This window comes from Erythrobacter mangrovi (assembly GCF_013260645.1).
Taxonomy (GTDB): Bacteria; Pseudomonadota; Alphaproteobacteria; order Sphingomonadales; family Sphingomonadaceae; genus Qipengyuania; species Qipengyuania mangrovi.
This window is the reverse complement of sequence record NZ_CP053921.1, coordinates 357,669-371,975: the sequence shown is the minus strand read 5'-3', so window position 1 is coordinate 371,975 and position 14,307 is coordinate 357,669. Positions and strand designations below refer to the sequence as shown.

Here is a 14,307-nt window from a genome sequence, read left to right as displayed (position 1 = left end):
CAGCGTGTGGGAGCCTCTCTTTTTGGAGTGGATCACGTCCCGCGCGTATCGCCGAACAGGTGGATATGCAGGCGGTCGGACAGGCGGAAGCCATGCTCGACGCATAGCGGTGCCAGCCACTTCTCGCGGGTGCGCAGTGTCTCGCTGTCGGTGCCTTCGGGCATCAGGAAGACGTGGTCCGGACGGAAGCGGTAGCGTTCGTGCAGTGCCAGGACCTCATCGACGTCTTCGGGCTGCGCGATCACGAATTTGAACCATGCGCGCGGATCGGTGGCGTAGGCGTCGAGCCGTTCGGGTAGCAGCGCCAGTTCTGCCGGGTTGCCGCTATGCGACAGCTTGGGGCTGACGTTGAATTGGTCGATACGGATATCGAGCGCGGTCGAGGCCTTGGTCGTCCCGTTGGTTTCGACTTCCACATGCATGTCGGGCAGCAGGTCGAGCAGGCGGGCCAGGGCGGGGGCCTGCAGCAGCGGCTCACCACCCGTGATCACAAGGCGCTTCTGCCCGAGCGCGAGAATACGGCGCGCCACCTCTTCCTCGTCGAGGCTCAGCTGGTTGGTCTTGCGTTCGAAGTCCACGTCATCGCGGTGCGGGCGATTGTCGCCTTCGAAGCGCCAGGTGTAGGCGGTATCGCACCACCGGCACGCCAGATTGCAGCGCGACAGGCGCAGGAAGGTGCAGGGCATCCCCGCACTGGGGCCCTCGCCTTGAACGCTGGCGAAAATTTCCGGCTCGCCCGGCGCCTGCGTGGCGAGGACTAGCGGCATCCTGGTCCGTGCCCGAACGTCGAAGGCGACAAAGGCGACTCAGGTGTCGCCCTTAAAAACCATCTATTTCCAGTCACTTGACCTCCTAAAGGCGACAGTTAGGGTGCTTTTCGGCCCCCATTTGCAGTGATGGTGGCACCAATAGGCCCGTCATGACACGCGCCGGGCGAGTAGGAAACCACTGGGCACCGTCGGCCGTGCACCGTCGGCGCGTGGCCTTCGACAAGCTCAGGCTGAACGGGTCTTGTGCTTGCCCCGGAATCTAGCCTGCTGATCCTGAGCTTGTCGAAGGACAGCCACCACCTATCCCAATCGCGCCAAAGCTGCTTCGAGGCGCGCGACTTCTGCGACGTGATGCGCGTGGTCGGCACGGGCCTTCTCGACAGCTTCGGGCGCCGCACGTTCGACGAAGTTGGCGTTGGAAAGGCGCCCTTCGAGCGACTTCGCTTCCTTGGCCGAGGCGGCGAGCGCCTTTTCGAGCCGCGCCTTCTCCGCCGCAATGTCGATCACACCTTCGAGCGGGACAAGGAAGGCATCCTCGCCTGCCGAAACCTGCATCGCCGCACCGGCGGGTGCCTCGGAAAAGTGGATGGGCGTCAGTCGCGCGAGGCGTTCGATCGCAGCGGTATTCGCCTCGATCACGCGCTTGCCGAGCGGCGAGGGGCTGGCGACATAGGCCTCCAGCTTGGCGCCCGGCGCAATGCCGAGCTCGTTCTTCGCCGCACGCAACGTGCTGGTCAGTGCGATCAGCCAGTCGATTTCCGCCTTTGCGTCGGGGTCGACGCCGGCGTCGATCTGGGGCCATTGCGCAGTGATCAGCGGGTAGTGGCCTCGGTTGCCTTGCTTCGACCACAGCTCTTCGGTGATGAAGGGCATGAAGGGGTGGAGCATGACGAGGATCTGGTCGAGCACCCAGCCGGCGACGGCCTTTGTCTCCTCGTCGATCTGGCCCTTGATCAGCTCAAGGTACCAGTCGCAGAAACGATCCCAGACGAAGTGGTAGATCGTGTTGGCCGCGGCGTCGAAGCGCAGGTCGGCAAATGCCTTGTCCAGCGCATCCTTGGTCTCGACCACTTCGCCGATGATCCAGCGGTTGACCGCATGGCTTGCGGCAGGGGCCTCGATCGTGGCGCTCGCCCCGATGCCATTGGCCTGGCAGAAGCGGGTCGCGTTCCACAGCTTGGTGGCGAAGTTGCGATAACCCTCGATCCGCTTGTCATCCATTTTGATGTCGCGGCCCTGGCTTTCCATCGCGCACATGAAGAAGCGCAACGCATCGGCACCATACTGGTCGATCAGGCCCAGTGGGTCGACGACATTGCCCTTGGACTTGGACATCTTCTGACCGTCCGCCGCGCGCACCAGGCCATGGAGGTAGAGCCGGTGCCAGGGGGCCTGGCCCATGAACTTCATCCCCTGCATCGCCATGCGCGCATCCCAGAAGAACAGGATGTCGAAGCCCGATATCAGCAGATCGTTGGGATAATGGCGCTGGAGCAGTTCGGTGTTCTCCGGCCAGCCGAGTGTGGCGAATGGCCACAGGGCGGAAGAAAACCAGGTGTCGAGGACATCCTCGTCACGGGTCAGCTTGCGATTGCCGGCCTTGGCCTGCGCCTCTTCCTCGGTCATGGCGACAAAGACATTGCCGTCCTCATCGTACCAAGCTGGAATCCGGTGGCCCCACCACAGCTGGCGGCTGACACACCAGGGCTGGATGTTTTCCATCCAGTTGAAGAAGGTCTTCTCCCAGCTCTTCGGCACGATCTCGATCGCGCCCGAACGGACCGCCTCGATCGGGGCCTTGGCCAGCTTTTCGGCATCGACATACCACTGATCGGTCAGCCATGGTTCGACGACCACGCCGCCGCGATCGCCGAAGGGAGTCTGGATCGTGCGTGGCTCGGCATCGTGCTCGAGTTCGTTGCCGTCCTTGTCCTTGGTGACATGAGGGATGAGGAAGCCGAGTTCCTTCATCCGCGCGACGACCAGTTCGCGCGCGCCGTCACTGCCATCGTGGCGGAAGCGGTGCAGGCCGACGAATTCGTCCGGCACCAGCCCGTCGGCGGTCTGGCAGACGTTGCCTTCGGCATCGAGCATGTTGAGCATTTCGCCCGGCTTCATGCCCGCGCGCTTGCCTACTTCGAAGTCGTTGAAATCGTGCCCCGGGGTGATCTTCACGCAGCCGCTGCCCAGTTCGGGATCGGCGTGCTCGTCGGCGATGACCTTGAACCGGCGGCCGGTGATCGGCTGGAGGATATCCTTGCCGACAACCGATTTGTAGCGCGCGTCATCCGGATGGACCGCCACTGCCATATCGGCCAGCATGGTTTCAGGCCGCGTGGTCGCGACGACAAGGTAATCCTTGCCCTCGGACGTCTTGACGCCGTCTGCCAATGGGTAGCGGAAGTGCCAGAAGCCGCCCTTGACCTCGTGCGTCTCGACCTCAAGGTCGCTGATAGCGGTCTTCAGCTTGACGTCCCAGTTCACCAGTCGCTTGTCGCGATAGATCAGCCCGTCGTTATAGAGGTCCACGAACACCTTCATCACCGCGGTGTTGAAATGTTCGTCCATGGTGAACTGTTCGCGCGACCAGTCCATCGAGCAGCCGAGGCGGCGCAGCTGGCGGGTGATCGTGCCGCCGCTTTCTTCCTTCCACTGCCAGACCTTGGCGACGAAATCTTCGCGCGAATAATTGGTGCGCTTGTCCTGCAGCTGTTCGAGCTGGCGTTCGACCACCATCTGCGTGGCGATGCCGGCGTGGTCGGTGCCCACGACCCACAGCGCGTCCTTGCCGCGCAGCCGCTCGTAGCGGATCATCACGTCCTGCAGCGTATTGTCGAGCGCGTGGCCGATATGGAGGCTGCCGGTCACATTCGGCGGCGGGTTCACAATGGTATAGGGCTGAGCGTCCGGACGCTCGGGCCGGAACAGGCCGTTTTCTTCCCAATGCGCATACCAGCGCGCCTCGATTTCGGCGGGGTCGAAAGTTTTGGGCAATTCAGTGGTCATGGCGGTGGCCCATGCCAGCGCCCATGCTGCGATGCAACGTTCCGTTGCGGTGCACAGTATAGCCGCTTGTTATGTGCCGGATTTCCCCGCATACCCCGACGCCGATGAATGGCTTGGCGAATTACCGGCTCGATCAGGACGGCAGCGGGAACACCCTGCTGACGCTGTCGGGGCCCTACCTTGTCTCGACGATCGGGGCGATCGACGCGGAACTTCGCGCGCTCGAAGGCCCAATTGCGCGCATCGAACTGTCGGATGTGAGCGAAATCGATACGGTGGGGGCCTGGATCGCGGGCAATCTTGCCAGCCAGCATCAAGCGGAGATCAGCGGGGCCACCCCACGTGCGGAGCGACTGTTGAAGGCGCTCGAGGGCATGAGCGGCGAAGAGCGCATGGTGCCCGAAATGCTGCCCGTGTGGGAGCGCGTGCCGCTGGCGATGGGCGAAAAGGTATTCGCCGCGCGTGACGGCATCATGGGCGTGCTCAGCTTCCTGGGTGCGATTATCTCGGCGACCGCCCACCTCGCTCGCCATCCGCGCCGGTTTCGCATCCTGGCGCTGGTCCACCAGCTCGAACTGGTCGGGGTCACCGCGCTGCCGATCATCGGGTTGATGAGTTTCCTCATTGGGATCGTCATCGCCCAGCAGGGGGCTGTGCAGCTCGCCCAGTTCGGGGCGGAGACACTGACGGTGAACCTGGTCGGCCGCATCACCCTGCGCGAATTGGGTGTGCTGATGACGGCGATCATGGTGGCAGGCCGTTCGGGCAGCGCCTTTGCCGCGCAGATCGGGACGATGAAGCTGACCGAAGAGGTCGATGCGATGCGCACGATCGGCATCTCGCCGGTCGAAGCGCTGGTCATCCCGCGCATACTTGCCGCCGTGATCATGATGCCGCTGCTCGGCTTCTATTCGGCAGGGATGGGGATCATCGGCGGCGCCGTGATCGGGGACTTGATGCTCAATATCCCCTTCTGGACGTTCCTGGTGCGGATTCACGATGTGGTCCCGCTGCACGACCTGTGGGTCGGGCTGCTCAAGGCACCCGTGTTCGGCCTGATCGTGGCGCTGGCGGGCTGCTATCACGGGATGCAGGTGAAGGGTAATTCTGAACAGGTGGGCCTGCGTACCACCATGGCGGTGGTCTCGGCGATCTTCGCGGTAATCGTGCTCGATGCCATATTCGCCGTGTTCTTCACCGAGATTGGGTGGGGCTGATGCCGCAGGACGAAGACGGCAGGCCGCTGGGTCGGCACGAGCGCTATCGCGGCGAGTTCCCGATCGTGGTTGAAGGACTGGAAAACCGGTTCGGCGAACAGATAGTCCACCAGAATCTGGATCTTAAGGTCCGGCGTGGCGAGATCCTGGGCGTAGTAGGCGGCTCGGGTAGCGGTAAGAGCGTGCTGATGCGCTCGATCATCGGGTTGCAGGTCCCTTCGGCTGGCGACATTCAGGTTTTCGGCCGCTCGATCAACGGTGCCGACCCCGATGCGGCGATCGGCGTACGCAACCGCTGGGGCGTGCTGTTCCAGGGCGGGGCGCTGTTTTCCACGCTGACCGTGGGCGAAAACGTCCAGGTCCCGCTCAAGCAGTTCTATCCGGAGATTGCGCCCGACCTGCTCGAGGAGATTGCGCGCTACAAGGTCATGCTTTCGGGCTTGCCGGGAGAGGCTGCGTGCAAATTTCCGGCGGAACTGTCGGGCGGGATGCGCAAGCGCGCCGGTCTCGCCCGTGCGCTGGCGCTCGATCCCGAACTACTGTTCCTCGACGAACCCACCGCGGGCCTCGATCCGATCGGCGCGGCGGCGTTCGATCACCTGACCCGTGAGCTCAAGGCCACGCTCGGCCTGACGGTGTTCCTGATCACCCACGACCTCGACACCCTGCACGAAATCTGCGACCGCGTTGCGGTGATTGCGGATCGTCGGGTAATCGCGGTCGACACCGTCCCCAAGCTGATGGAACTCGACCATCCCTGGATCCAGGAATACTTCAACGGCCCGCGTGGACGCGCCGCGCTGACCGCCCAGGCGATCGACGAATTGCGCAAGCACAGCGATATCCCGGCGGCGGCCCAAGCGGTCAAAGCGTTGGACAAAGCCGAAAAAGGCAAGGCATAAGCGAGGCTAGATGGAAACGCGGGCAAACTACGTTTGGGTCGGTGTGGTGACACTGGCGGTGCTCGGCGCGCTGGCGCTGTTCACTGTCTGGCTCGCCCGATGGAGCGAAGGCGCGCAGAACGAATACGACATCTTCTTCAAGCAGTCGGTCTCGGGCCTTGCCAATGGCAGCCAGGTGAGCTTCGCTGGTGTTCCTGTCGGTCAGGTCGCGAATATCACATTGTGGGACAAGGATCCCGAGTTCGTCCGCGTGCGGATCAAGGTTAAGGAAGACGTGCCAATCCTCGTCGGCACCACGGCGACGATACAGGGCAGCTTCACCGGCGTTTCGACCATCCTGCTCGATGGCGCGCGCTCGGGCGCCCCACCGATCACCTGCGAAACCACGGCCTGCACCGAAGGTGCGCCAATCATCCCGCCAGCCGCGGGTGGGTTCAACGAAATCCTCGCCAATGCGCCCTTGTTGCTTGAGCGCCTGGCGACATTGACCGAGCGGTTGACGCTTCTGCTGTCGGACAAGAACCAGGAAGAAATCTCCGCGATCCTTGCCAACACCAACCGTATGACGCTCGACCTTGCCAAGGCGGCGCCGCAGGTCGAACGGACAATGGCCGAACTGCAGGTGACGCTGCGCGAAGCGAGCGAAGCGCTCGACCAGTTCGAGAAGGTTTCGGCTTCGGCCGACCGGATGCTGAACACCGAAGGCGAATCAATCGCCAGGCAGCTGCGCGCGACGCTGACGTCTGCCAGCGGTGCTGCGAAGGAGCTCGAGGAAACGCTGAAGGAAGCGCGCCCTGCGACCAGGCAACTGACTGAAAGCACCTTGCCGGCCGCCGAAGCCACGCTGAAGGACTTGCGCGCAACCAGCAAGGCGCTGCGCGAGGTAACCGAAAAGCTCGACGAGCAGGGGGCAGGCGCGCTGCTGGGCCCGCCACCGCTGCCCGACTACAAGCCATGAGGGCCGACGCATGAACCGCAAGACCATCATCGCCGCACTGGCGCCTGCCCTGCTGCTTGGCGGCTGCGTAAGCCTGGGCGCCGAAGCGCCTCCCAGTTTGCTGACGTTGACGCCTACCGAGGTCGCCGCCGCCGGAACAGGCGCGACCGGATCGCAACTAACTGCACTGGCAATGGTTGAATTCGAGGTTCCCCGGGCACTCGACGTCACCCGCCTTCCGGTGCAGGTCAGTGACACCGAGATTGCCTATCTCAAGGATGCGGTGTGGGTCGAACGGCCCGCGCGGCTGTTCCGCCGCATGGTCGCCGAGACCATCCGAGCAAGATCGGGTCGCCTGGTGATCGATGGTGACGATCCGGGCGCTGGCGCCTCCGATCGCCTGAGCGGAACGCTGCGCAACTTCGGTTATGATGCACGCACATCGTCGGTGGTGGTGGTGTTCGACGCGACCCGCAGTGGCGGAGGTTCGCAAGTGGTCACGAAGCGGTTCGAGGCGCGGGTGTCCGGCGTTCCTGCCGATGTCCGTTCGGTCGGTCCGGCGCTCAACCAGGCCGCGAACGACGTGGCAGGGCAAGTCGCGGAGTGGATCGGCTGATCTAGCTTTCCCTGGCCGGCCCGCTGATCGAAAAATCGCGGCTTATCGCCGCCGTGGCTTCCCACCATGCTGATGCCCTGCTTCGGGACTGGTGCGCTTCAAATGAAGCCCAGTCCGCAAAGCGCTCGGCAACAGTCCACACAAGCGGATCACCGGTCTCCTCGACGCGAAAGGACAAGCAGCCATCCTCGGCCAAGGTCAGACGGATGTGTTCGGGCAAGTGCCTTCGCACCAAATCCGATTGCTCGGCGTTCTCGCAGATCAACCTGCCATGAAGCTCGACATGCGGGGAGGGCAGGGCCTTGCCGTCCGGACCGTGATTGTCACCTGACGGCATGGGCGAAGCCCATTGCAGCGAGAAATGTTGCCTTGCGGCGGGCGCGGCGAGCCGCAGCTTCGCTGTCTTCACCCCATTGCTCGACCTGCCAGTCCTCCTCGAGATTGGCAGCATTCCACAGCGCGTCCCCATCGGCGTGTGGTTCGAGTGCGGAGAGCCCTATGCTGAGCGAAGCGGCTAGCGAGGCCAGCGGCTCCAGCGCGGCGAGGCTGAATTCGTCGAGTTCCTCCAAGCGGGTGCGTAGCTTTGCCAGCGTATCGGGCGGCTGCAGACGGTGCATCACGCCGCTCACACGCTCCATGCGAACGCCTTCGCGAGCCTCGAAGTCTGCCAAGAGCGGCTCCCACACGTCCATCTGGCGACGCCAGAATGGCTCGTCGGGATCGGCGCGGTAGCATAACGTATCGGTCTCTGCGTAGCGCAGGATCTTGGCGATTGTTTCGCTGCGAGCCGTGGGCAGAACGTCGATCGCATAGTCGACCATATCGCGCAGTACGAAGCGCGCCGGATCGATCTCTTCGCCCTGCTCTCGCCATTCTGCCGCCATCATTTCGGCCAGCACTCGCGTTGGCACCACTTGCGGTTGCCCGCCCTGCGACTTGATCGCTCGACCGTCGAGCGCGACGTGGAAACCGAGTTCGGTCTCCACCACGGCGGCGTCCTTGTAGAAGCGCTTCACTCGTCGCTCTTCCACCTGCGGGCGAGCACTATCGGCATGACGAAGAAGTCGACTGCGCCGATGACAAACAAGGCCACACCTACCGCTTCGGATTGTTCGATGGTCCCTGCGAGTATCATCGCGCCGACCAGCACCAGTGCAAGGCCGCTCAGGCGCATGAACTGCAACAGCCAGAAACGGCGGGCAGCGCGTTCATCCTGATCCAAGGATCATCTCCTCAAGTTGTGCCATCGTTCCGGCGACCGCGCTCGCGCCCGCTTCGAACAGTTCGTGTGGCTCGTGATAGCCCCAGTCGACCCCGATCGCGCGAACCCGCGCGGCACGCGCCATTTCCATGTCGAAGCTGGTATCGCCGATCATTACGGCGTCGGCGGGCGTCACTCCGGCCTCGAACAATGCAGCCTCGAGCATGGCCGGATGTGGTTTTGACGGGTGGCGATCGGCGGTCTGCAGCGTCACGAAATGCTGCTTGATGCCATGCGTTTCGAGGCAGGCATGGAGCCCACGGTCGCTCTTGCCGGTGGCGACGCCCAGCAGCCAGCCGGCCTTTGCCAGCCGCACGATGAGTTCGGCGATCCCGTCATACAGCGGTTCCTGCAGCGCACCGGACAGGCGCAGGGCGCGATAGCCAGCCTTGTAAGCCTCGACTGCCCGTGTCCTTTGCTCCTCGTCGGCGTCGGGTGCCAGCTCGCGCAGCGCATAGGGCAGCGACAGGCCGACCATGCGCCGCACGGAATGACGATCGGGCTGCGGCAAGCCCGCCGTGGCGAAGGCTTGCTCCATCGTTTCGCAGATCGCGGCCTGGCCATCGACCAGCGTTCCGTCACAATCGAAAACCGCCAGCCGCACGCCTAGGGCACCAGCTTGCGCATCAGGTCGGCAATGGCGCGTGCACCCTGCAACTCTAGTCCGGCAATCACGCGCTCGCGTTCCTCTGCTGGGGCGTTCTGCGACAGCTTGAAGGTCGGGCGCCAGGCAGAGATTTCCAGCTCGAAGCCGACGATCGCGGCCAGCAGTCCGCGCCTATGGCTGTCGGGCAGCTTGTCCATGGTCCAGGGCTTGCCTCCGAGCACACGGGCTTCTTCGCGGGCGGTTACAGCCTCGACCTGGGCAAGCAGGCCGTCGCCATCCATCCGCCGGACGCGCCCTTCAAGCTCCAGCGCTACATAATTCCAGGTCGGAACGCGCTTCTGGTCGGCATACCAGCGCGCACTGACATAGCCGTCCGGCCCGTTGACGACCGCAAGGGCGGTCTGGCCCTCGAGATGCTTCGTCAGTGCGTTGCCGCGTGCCAAGTGGAATTGCACGGCACCATCGCCGGTAGAGTGCAGCGGGACATGCGCCACGCGTGGCCCATCCGGCGTCGTGCAGAAGACCATGCCAAAGCCGATTTCAGCGATCAGCGTCTCGAAAAGCTGCCGATCATCGTGGCGGAAGGCCGGATTGGGATGCATCAGCGCTTGCCCCTGGGCGGCTTGGACGGTTTCGCACGAGACCTCGGCTTGGGCTTGCTTGCGGCATTGGCAGTGGCACGGCCACGGCGCGTGGGCTTGCTCTTGCGCAGTTGCTTGGCGTGGGCGCGGGCCTGCTGCTTCTTCTCCTCGCGACTCTTGGGCGGCGGATCGTCGCGCATGGGGGAGGCGTCGCTGGCGCCGATGTTGAAGCCGAGCTGTTCCATGCTCGCCGCGAAATGCTCGGGCAGTTCGGCTGTCGCATCGATCTTGCCGCCGGCCGGGCTGTCGATGATCAGGCGTCGCGCATGCAGGTGCATCTTGCGACTGATCGATCCGGTGAGGAAGGCGTCCTTGCCGCCGTATTTGCCGTCGCCGACGATCGGATTGCCCATGGCCGCGCAGTGGACGCGCAATTGGTGCGTGCGCCCGGTGAGTGGTTCCAGTTCGAGCCAGGCGGCGCGATTCCCAGCTTTATCGACCACGCGATACTTGGTCTTGGCCGGCTGCCCGCCGTCGTGATCGACGTGCATCTTCTCGCCGCCCGAACCCGGTTGCTTGGCCAGCGGAGCCTCGATGATCCCCTGTGCGACCTCGGGCACGCCGACGACCAACGCCCAATAGACCTTCTTGGCGCTGCGACCCGAGAAGCGCTTGGAAAAGAATGCGGCGCTGCCCGGCGTCCGGGCGATCAGCAACACGCCCGACGTGTCCTTGTCGAGCCGGTGGACGAGGCGAGGGCGCGGCTCATCCTCGCCCGGCGCGAAGGCGTCGAGCAGCCCGTCGACATGGCTGGTAGTCCCCGTGCCGCCCTGCGTGGCGAGGCCGGGGGGCTTGTTGAGTACGATCGCCGCCTTGTCCTGCTGGATGACCATCGCCTGCGCCGCTTCGACCTCTGCCGCGGTCAGCGCGCGCTTGGCCTTGGGTGCCTTGTGCGGTGCGTCGCCCCCTGGGGGCACCCGGACGGTCTGGCCTGCGGCGATACGATCTTCAGGCTTCACGCGCTTGCCATCCACGCGAACCTGCCCGGTGCGCGCCCATTTGCTAACGGTGCCGAAGCCGATTTGCGGCAGGTGGCGTTTGAACCAGCGGTCGAGCCGCACGCCGTCATCATCGGGCGCGACGGTGAAGGTGCGTACTTCGTCCGACGTCGTCATGCGAAGCTCCGCATCATGGTGAGCCCGAAGATCAGTCCGCTGATGCCGAGCGCGAAGGACAGCACCGCATAGAGTGCCGCGAATGTGAACTGTCCGCGTTCGAGCAGCAGGACCATTTCGAGGCTGAAGGCGCTGAAAGTGGTGAAGCCGCCGAGCAGCCCGACGCCGAGCAGCAACCGCAATTGCTCCCCGCCGGCCGAACCGTGGCGGGCCAGCCAGCCGGCCAGCACGCCCATCAGCACGCTGCCCAGCGCGTTAGCGGCCAGCGTCGCCCACGGGAAAGTGGAGACGGCCTGTACGCCGAGCCAGTGGGTCATGGCACGCCCGAGCTGATATCGCAGCAACGCACCGAAGCCGCCGCCGATGAAGACGTGCAGCGCGGCGATAAAGGGGGTAAGCGATGACATTGCCTCGCCCCCTAGCGGCTTGCGCCCGAATCGGAAAGCGGCAGCTGTTGCGACCCGTGCTTGTCGAAGGACGCTTGCCTTTTGTCGCTCGAATCCGTATGTGCGCCCCCGTTCGAGCCGATCCGGAACGGATTCGGCGCGTTTTTCGTTCTCTAGACGAAACCGTAATCAAGGAGGCAACCCCGCAGCGGCGGGCTCTGTCCCGCTTAGTGAGGTGTTGGAATTTATGCAGATCATCGTTCGCGATAACAACGTCGACCAGGCCCTGCGCGCGCTCAAGAAGAAGCTGCAGCGTGAGGGGGTGTATCGCGAAATGAAGCTGCGCCGCCACTTCGAGAAGCCGAGCGAAAAGCGCGCCCGTGAAAAGGCTGCTGCCGTTCGCCGCGCCCGCAAGCTCGAGCGCAAGCGGATGGAGCGTGACGGCGTCAAGTAAGCCGTTGCCAGCCAATCCAAGCTAAGCCATGAGGGCGCGGAGAAATCCGCGCCCTTTGCGTATCAGGACACGAGTACCATGACCGAGATCACCCGCGTTCCCCTCCAGCCCATCGCCAAGGGCTCGCTCACCAAGCTGTGGCTGGGTGTCATCGTCGCGGTGCTGATCGGCGCCGGTCTTGCCTGGGCCGCCGCGCCCAAGGGCCTTTCGGTCGACACGATCACCGAGGGCACGGGTGCATCGCCGAAGATCGGCGACGTGGTGTTCGTGAACTATGTCGGCAAGCTGGCCGATGGGACCGAGTTCGACCGTTCGCAACCACTGCCGATCCCGCCCGGCCTGCTTCCCGAGGGCAATCCGCTGCTGCTGGAGGATGGCGCGATCATCGACGGCTTTCTGACCGGGATCCAGGAGATGCAGAAGGGCGGCAAGTACACGCTGACCATTCCGGCCGACCAGGCCTACGGCGCTTCGCCGCCTCCCGGTTCGCCGATCCCGCCGAACGCCGATCTGGTGTTCGAGGTCGAAGTGGTTGATTTCATGAGCAAGGCCGATTTCCAGGCCCGCGCGGCTGCTATACAGCAGATGATGCAGCAACAGCAGGGCGCCGCCCCGACCGAGTAATACGGCGGCGCCGGGGAGAAGGCGCTTGAACGAGACGACAACAGTTCACGAACCCGATTGGCCGCTGCGGCCGTGGCTGCTTGCAGGCATTCTTGGCCTTGGCGGCCTGGGCGTCTGGTTCTTCTCCGACGGATACAATGGCACGTTCGAGCCCTGGCGCGCGGCGCTGACCGCGCTTGCCTTCTTCGGTACCATAACGGCAGGGCTTACGCTGGAGCGGGACAAATGGCTTCATGCAGCACTGTTTTCTGCGGGGGTCGGCATTGTCATGGCGGGAATCGCCTGGCGCGTCGCGGGTGCCGAGCACCATCATGATGCGGCTGGCTATTGGCTGGCCGCAGGGGTGGTATCTGCCCTGCTCGCGGTACCGTTGTTCCAGGCAGGATTTCACCGCCACCGCTGGAAGACCTCCTATGCCGAGGCGCACTACCATGTGTGGACCGATGCCATCGCGGCCGGTGGCGCCTTAGCGTTCACCGGCCTGTCGTGGCTGGTCGTGGTGCTGCTCGCCGAGCTGTTTCACGCCATCAAGATCGACTTTCTGCGCGAACTCCTCGACAAGGGACTGTTTGGTTGGATGTTCTCTGGCGTGGCTTTCGGGGCAGCTCTGGGCGTGCTGCGCAACCAGGTGCGGATCCTCGGCACGTTGCAGAATGTCGTCATGCTGGTGTTTGCGCTGCTCGCGGTGCCCCTTGCGGCGGCAGTGGTGCTGTTCCTCGCGGCGGTAGCGACGAGGGGGCTCGACGTGTTGTGGGAAGCGACCCACAGCGCCACGCCTATGCTGCTCGCCATTGCAGTGGCTAGCTTCGTGCTGGTCAATGCGGTGCTTCGCGATAGCGAGGAAGCCGCGAGCAAATCGCGGATCATGCGCGCGGCCGCCTTTGTGCTGGCGCTTGGCATCCTCCCGTTGGCGATCCTGGCCGTGATTTCGATGGGAACCCGGATCGATGCCTATGGCCTCAGTCCCGAGCGGATCTGGGGCCTGATAGCGATCGCGGTGGCGGTGGCCTATGGCGTGGCCTACTTCGTCGCAGCGATCCGCAGCCGCAAGCATGGCTGGGTCACCCAGCGGCAGGCGAACCTGCACCTTGCGGTGGCGACCTGTGCCATCGCCTTCCTGCTTGCCATGCCGCTCGCCGATTTCGCCGCGATCTCGACGCAAAACCAACTCGCACGGCTGGAGGCGGGCAAGGTCAAGGCAGAGGATTTCGACTATGATGCGCTGCGCTGGGATTTCGGCGAAGCCGGACGCGACGCATTGGCCGAACTGGTCGCCAGTTCCGATCCTGAAGTCGCGAAGCTGGCGAAACTGGCACAGGATCGGACCGAGCGCCCCTATCGCTGGCGCGACGACGATAGCGAAAAGCGTGAAGCTCGCATGGCGAACCTGCGTACCGATATTCCCGCCGGTCCGCTGCGCGACGCGGTGGAGGCAGAAGTCAGCGGCAACAGCTGGCGCTGCAGCAAGACTTGCGTCGTGCTCGACCTGGGTCCGGGGGAGAAGGGTGGAACCATCGTTGCCTTCGTCGAAGGAGGCCAGGTGAACATGCGCGTGCTCGACGCCCCGCCACAGCAGCGGGACAAGGATGGCGCGGTTTCGGTCGCGGTGGACCTGCCGGGCAATTTCGATCTCGATCCGCCCAAACAGACCGCTGATTCCAAGGTCGAAGTTCGCGAATGGACCGGGCGTCGTATCTACATCGATGGCGAGGCCGCAGGCCAGCCGTTCGAATAGTCCCGCAGCGCAGCATGACCGCTTGAAGCGCGGCCC

The 14,307-nt window shown here is 64.2% G+C and carries 16 protein-coding genes; 7 read left to right on the top strand and 9 right to left on the bottom strand.

The genetic code is table 11. From position 1 onward, the window contains the following. Positions 1-32: 32 nt before the first annotated feature. Both HQR01_RS01895 and HQR01_RS01890 read right to left on the bottom strand, forming a co-directional pair. On the bottom strand, positions 33-767 hold the full coding sequence (locus HQR01_RS01895) for a 7-carboxy-7-deazaguanine synthase QueE (protein WP_173212108.1): 735 nt from the start codon (positions 765-767) through the stop codon (positions 33-35). A 303-nt stretch (positions 768-1,070) separates the two neighbouring features. Beyond that, positions 1,071-3,776: a valine--tRNA ligase gene (locus HQR01_RS01890; RefSeq protein WP_173212107.1), complete on the bottom strand. Its 2,706-nt coding sequence runs from the start codon at positions 3,774-3,776 to the stop codon at positions 1,071-1,073. A 104-nt stretch (positions 3,777-3,880) separates the two neighbouring features. On the opposite strand from HQR01_RS01890, the gene HQR01_RS01885 reads away from it, so the two are divergent. From HQR01_RS01885 to HQR01_RS01870, 4 genes are read left to right on the top strand one after another with little or no spacing between them, the layout of a single operon-like run. Continuing rightward, the gene (locus tag HQR01_RS01885) at positions 3,881-4,993 is read left to right on the top strand and encodes an MlaE family ABC transporter permease (RefSeq protein ID WP_173212106.1); all 1,113 of its coding nucleotides are present in this window, start codon (positions 3,881-3,883) and stop codon (positions 4,991-4,993) included. Further along, positions 4,993-5,895, top strand: coding sequence for an ABC transporter ATP-binding protein (locus tag HQR01_RS01880; RefSeq protein ID WP_173212105.1), 903 nt, complete (start codon positions 4,993-4,995; stop codon positions 5,893-5,895). Before HQR01_RS01885 ends, HQR01_RS01880 begins: the two co-directional genes overlap by 1 nt. A 10-nt stretch (positions 5,896-5,905) precedes the next feature. Continuing rightward, positions 5,906-6,853 (top strand): MlaD family protein, encoded by a 948-nt coding sequence (locus HQR01_RS01875; protein WP_173212104.1) that lies wholly within the window; start codon positions 5,906-5,908, stop codon positions 6,851-6,853. Positions 6,854-6,863: 10 nt separating this feature from the next. After that, on the top strand, positions 6,864-7,448 hold the full coding sequence (locus HQR01_RS01870; protein WP_173212103.1) for an ABC-type transport auxiliary lipoprotein family protein: 585 nt from the start codon (positions 6,864-6,866) through the stop codon (positions 7,446-7,448). A 1-nt stretch (position 7,449) separates the two neighbouring features. Here the strand turns inward: HQR01_RS01870 and HQR01_RS15385 are convergent, their stop codons facing one another. From HQR01_RS15385 to crcB, 7 genes are read right to left on the bottom strand one after another with little or no spacing between them, the layout of a single operon-like run. Then, positions 7,450-7,785 (bottom strand): putative quinol monooxygenase, encoded by a 336-nt coding sequence (locus HQR01_RS15385; RefSeq protein ID WP_173212102.1) that lies wholly within the window; start codon positions 7,783-7,785, stop codon positions 7,450-7,452. Then, positions 7,772-8,464, bottom strand: coding sequence for an ATP12 family chaperone protein (locus HQR01_RS01860; RefSeq protein ID WP_173212101.1), 693 nt, complete (start codon positions 8,462-8,464; stop codon positions 7,772-7,774). Before HQR01_RS01860 ends, HQR01_RS15385 begins: the two co-directional genes overlap by 14 nt. Continuing rightward, the gene (locus HQR01_RS01855) at positions 8,461-8,670 is read right to left on the bottom strand and encodes a hypothetical protein (protein ID WP_173212100.1); all 210 of its coding nucleotides are present in this window, start codon (positions 8,668-8,670) and stop codon (positions 8,461-8,463) included. Before HQR01_RS01855 ends, HQR01_RS01860 begins: the two co-directional genes overlap by 4 nt. Further along, positions 8,657-9,313, bottom strand: a complete 657-nt coding sequence (locus tag HQR01_RS01850; RefSeq protein ID WP_173212099.1) for an HAD-IA family hydrolase — start codon at positions 9,311-9,313, stop codon at positions 8,657-8,659. Before HQR01_RS01850 ends, HQR01_RS01855 begins: the two co-directional genes overlap by 14 nt. Positions 9,314-9,315: 2 nt before the next feature. Next, a complete protein-coding gene (locus HQR01_RS01845; protein WP_173212098.1) occupies positions 9,316-9,918 on the bottom strand; it encodes an FMN-binding negative transcriptional regulator in 603 nt (200 codons plus the stop codon). Then, positions 9,918-11,072: an RluA family pseudouridine synthase gene (locus tag HQR01_RS01840; protein WP_173212097.1), complete on the bottom strand. Its 1,155-nt coding sequence runs from the start codon at positions 11,070-11,072 to the stop codon at positions 9,918-9,920. Before HQR01_RS01840 ends, HQR01_RS01845 begins: the two co-directional genes overlap by 1 nt. Further along, positions 11,069-11,479 carry a fluoride efflux transporter CrcB gene (gene crcB / locus HQR01_RS01835; protein ID WP_173212096.1) on the bottom strand — a complete coding sequence of 137 codons (411 nt, stop codon included), beginning with the start codon at positions 11,477-11,479 and terminating at the stop codon, positions 11,069-11,071. Before crcB ends, HQR01_RS01840 begins: the two co-directional genes overlap by 4 nt. Before the next feature lie 226 nt (positions 11,480-11,705). On the opposite strand from crcB, the gene rpsU reads away from it, so the two are divergent. From rpsU to HQR01_RS01820, 3 genes are all read left to right on the top strand, one after another. Beyond that, positions 11,706-11,912 carry a 30S ribosomal protein S21 gene (rpsU, locus tag HQR01_RS01830; RefSeq protein ID WP_021690322.1) on the top strand — a complete coding sequence of 69 codons (207 nt, stop codon included), beginning with the start codon at positions 11,706-11,708 and terminating at the stop codon, positions 11,910-11,912. Positions 11,913-11,990: 78 nt separating this feature from the next. Continuing rightward, a complete protein-coding gene (locus HQR01_RS01825; RefSeq protein WP_173212095.1) occupies positions 11,991-12,536 on the top strand; it encodes an FKBP-type peptidyl-prolyl cis-trans isomerase in 546 nt (181 codons plus the stop codon). A 25-nt stretch (positions 12,537-12,561) separates the two neighbouring features. After that, positions 12,562-14,271 (top strand): DUF4153 domain-containing protein, encoded by a 1,710-nt coding sequence (locus HQR01_RS01820; protein WP_173212094.1) that lies wholly within the window; start codon positions 12,562-12,564, stop codon positions 14,269-14,271. The last annotated feature ends 36 nt before the right edge of the window (positions 14,272-14,307 follow it).

Bases quoted from the DNA above. Each gene is read 5' to 3' on its own strand.
- HQR01_RS01895 (WP_173212108.1), bottom strand. From the start codon at position 767: ATGCCGCTAGTCCTCGCCACGCAGGCGCCGGGCGAGCCGGAAATTTTC.
- HQR01_RS01825 (WP_173212095.1), top strand. From the start codon at position 11,991: ATGACCGAGATCACCCGCGTTCCCCTCCAGCCCATCGCCAAGGGCTCG.
- HQR01_RS01845 (WP_173212098.1), bottom strand. From the start codon at position 9,918: ATGCATCCCAATCCGGCCTTCCGCCACGATGATCGGCAGCTTTTCGAG.
- crcB (WP_173212096.1), bottom strand. From the start codon at position 11,479: ATGTCATCGCTTACCCCCTTTATCGCCGCGCTGCACGTCTTCATCGGC.
- HQR01_RS01840 (WP_173212097.1), bottom strand. From the start codon at position 11,072: ATGACGACGTCGGACGAAGTACGCACCTTCACCGTCGCGCCCGATGAT.
- HQR01_RS01880 (WP_173212105.1), top strand. From the start codon at position 4,993: ATGCCGCAGGACGAAGACGGCAGGCCGCTGGGTCGGCACGAGCGCTAT.
- rpsU (WP_021690322.1), top strand. From the start codon at position 11,706: ATGCAGATCATCGTTCGCGATAACAACGTCGACCAGGCCCTGCGCGCG.
- HQR01_RS01890 (WP_173212107.1), bottom strand. From the start codon at position 3,776: ATGACCACTGAATTGCCCAAAACTTTCGACCCCGCCGAAATCGAGGCG.
- HQR01_RS01885 (WP_173212106.1), top strand. From the start codon at position 3,881: ATGAATGGCTTGGCGAATTACCGGCTCGATCAGGACGGCAGCGGGAAC.
- HQR01_RS15385 (WP_173212102.1), bottom strand. From the start codon at position 7,785: ATGCCGTCAGGTGACAATCACGGTCCGGACGGCAAGGCCCTGCCCTCC.
- HQR01_RS01870 (WP_173212103.1), top strand. From the start codon at position 6,864: ATGAACCGCAAGACCATCATCGCCGCACTGGCGCCTGCCCTGCTGCTT.
- HQR01_RS01875 (WP_173212104.1), top strand. From the start codon at position 5,906: ATGGAAACGCGGGCAAACTACGTTTGGGTCGGTGTGGTGACACTGGCG.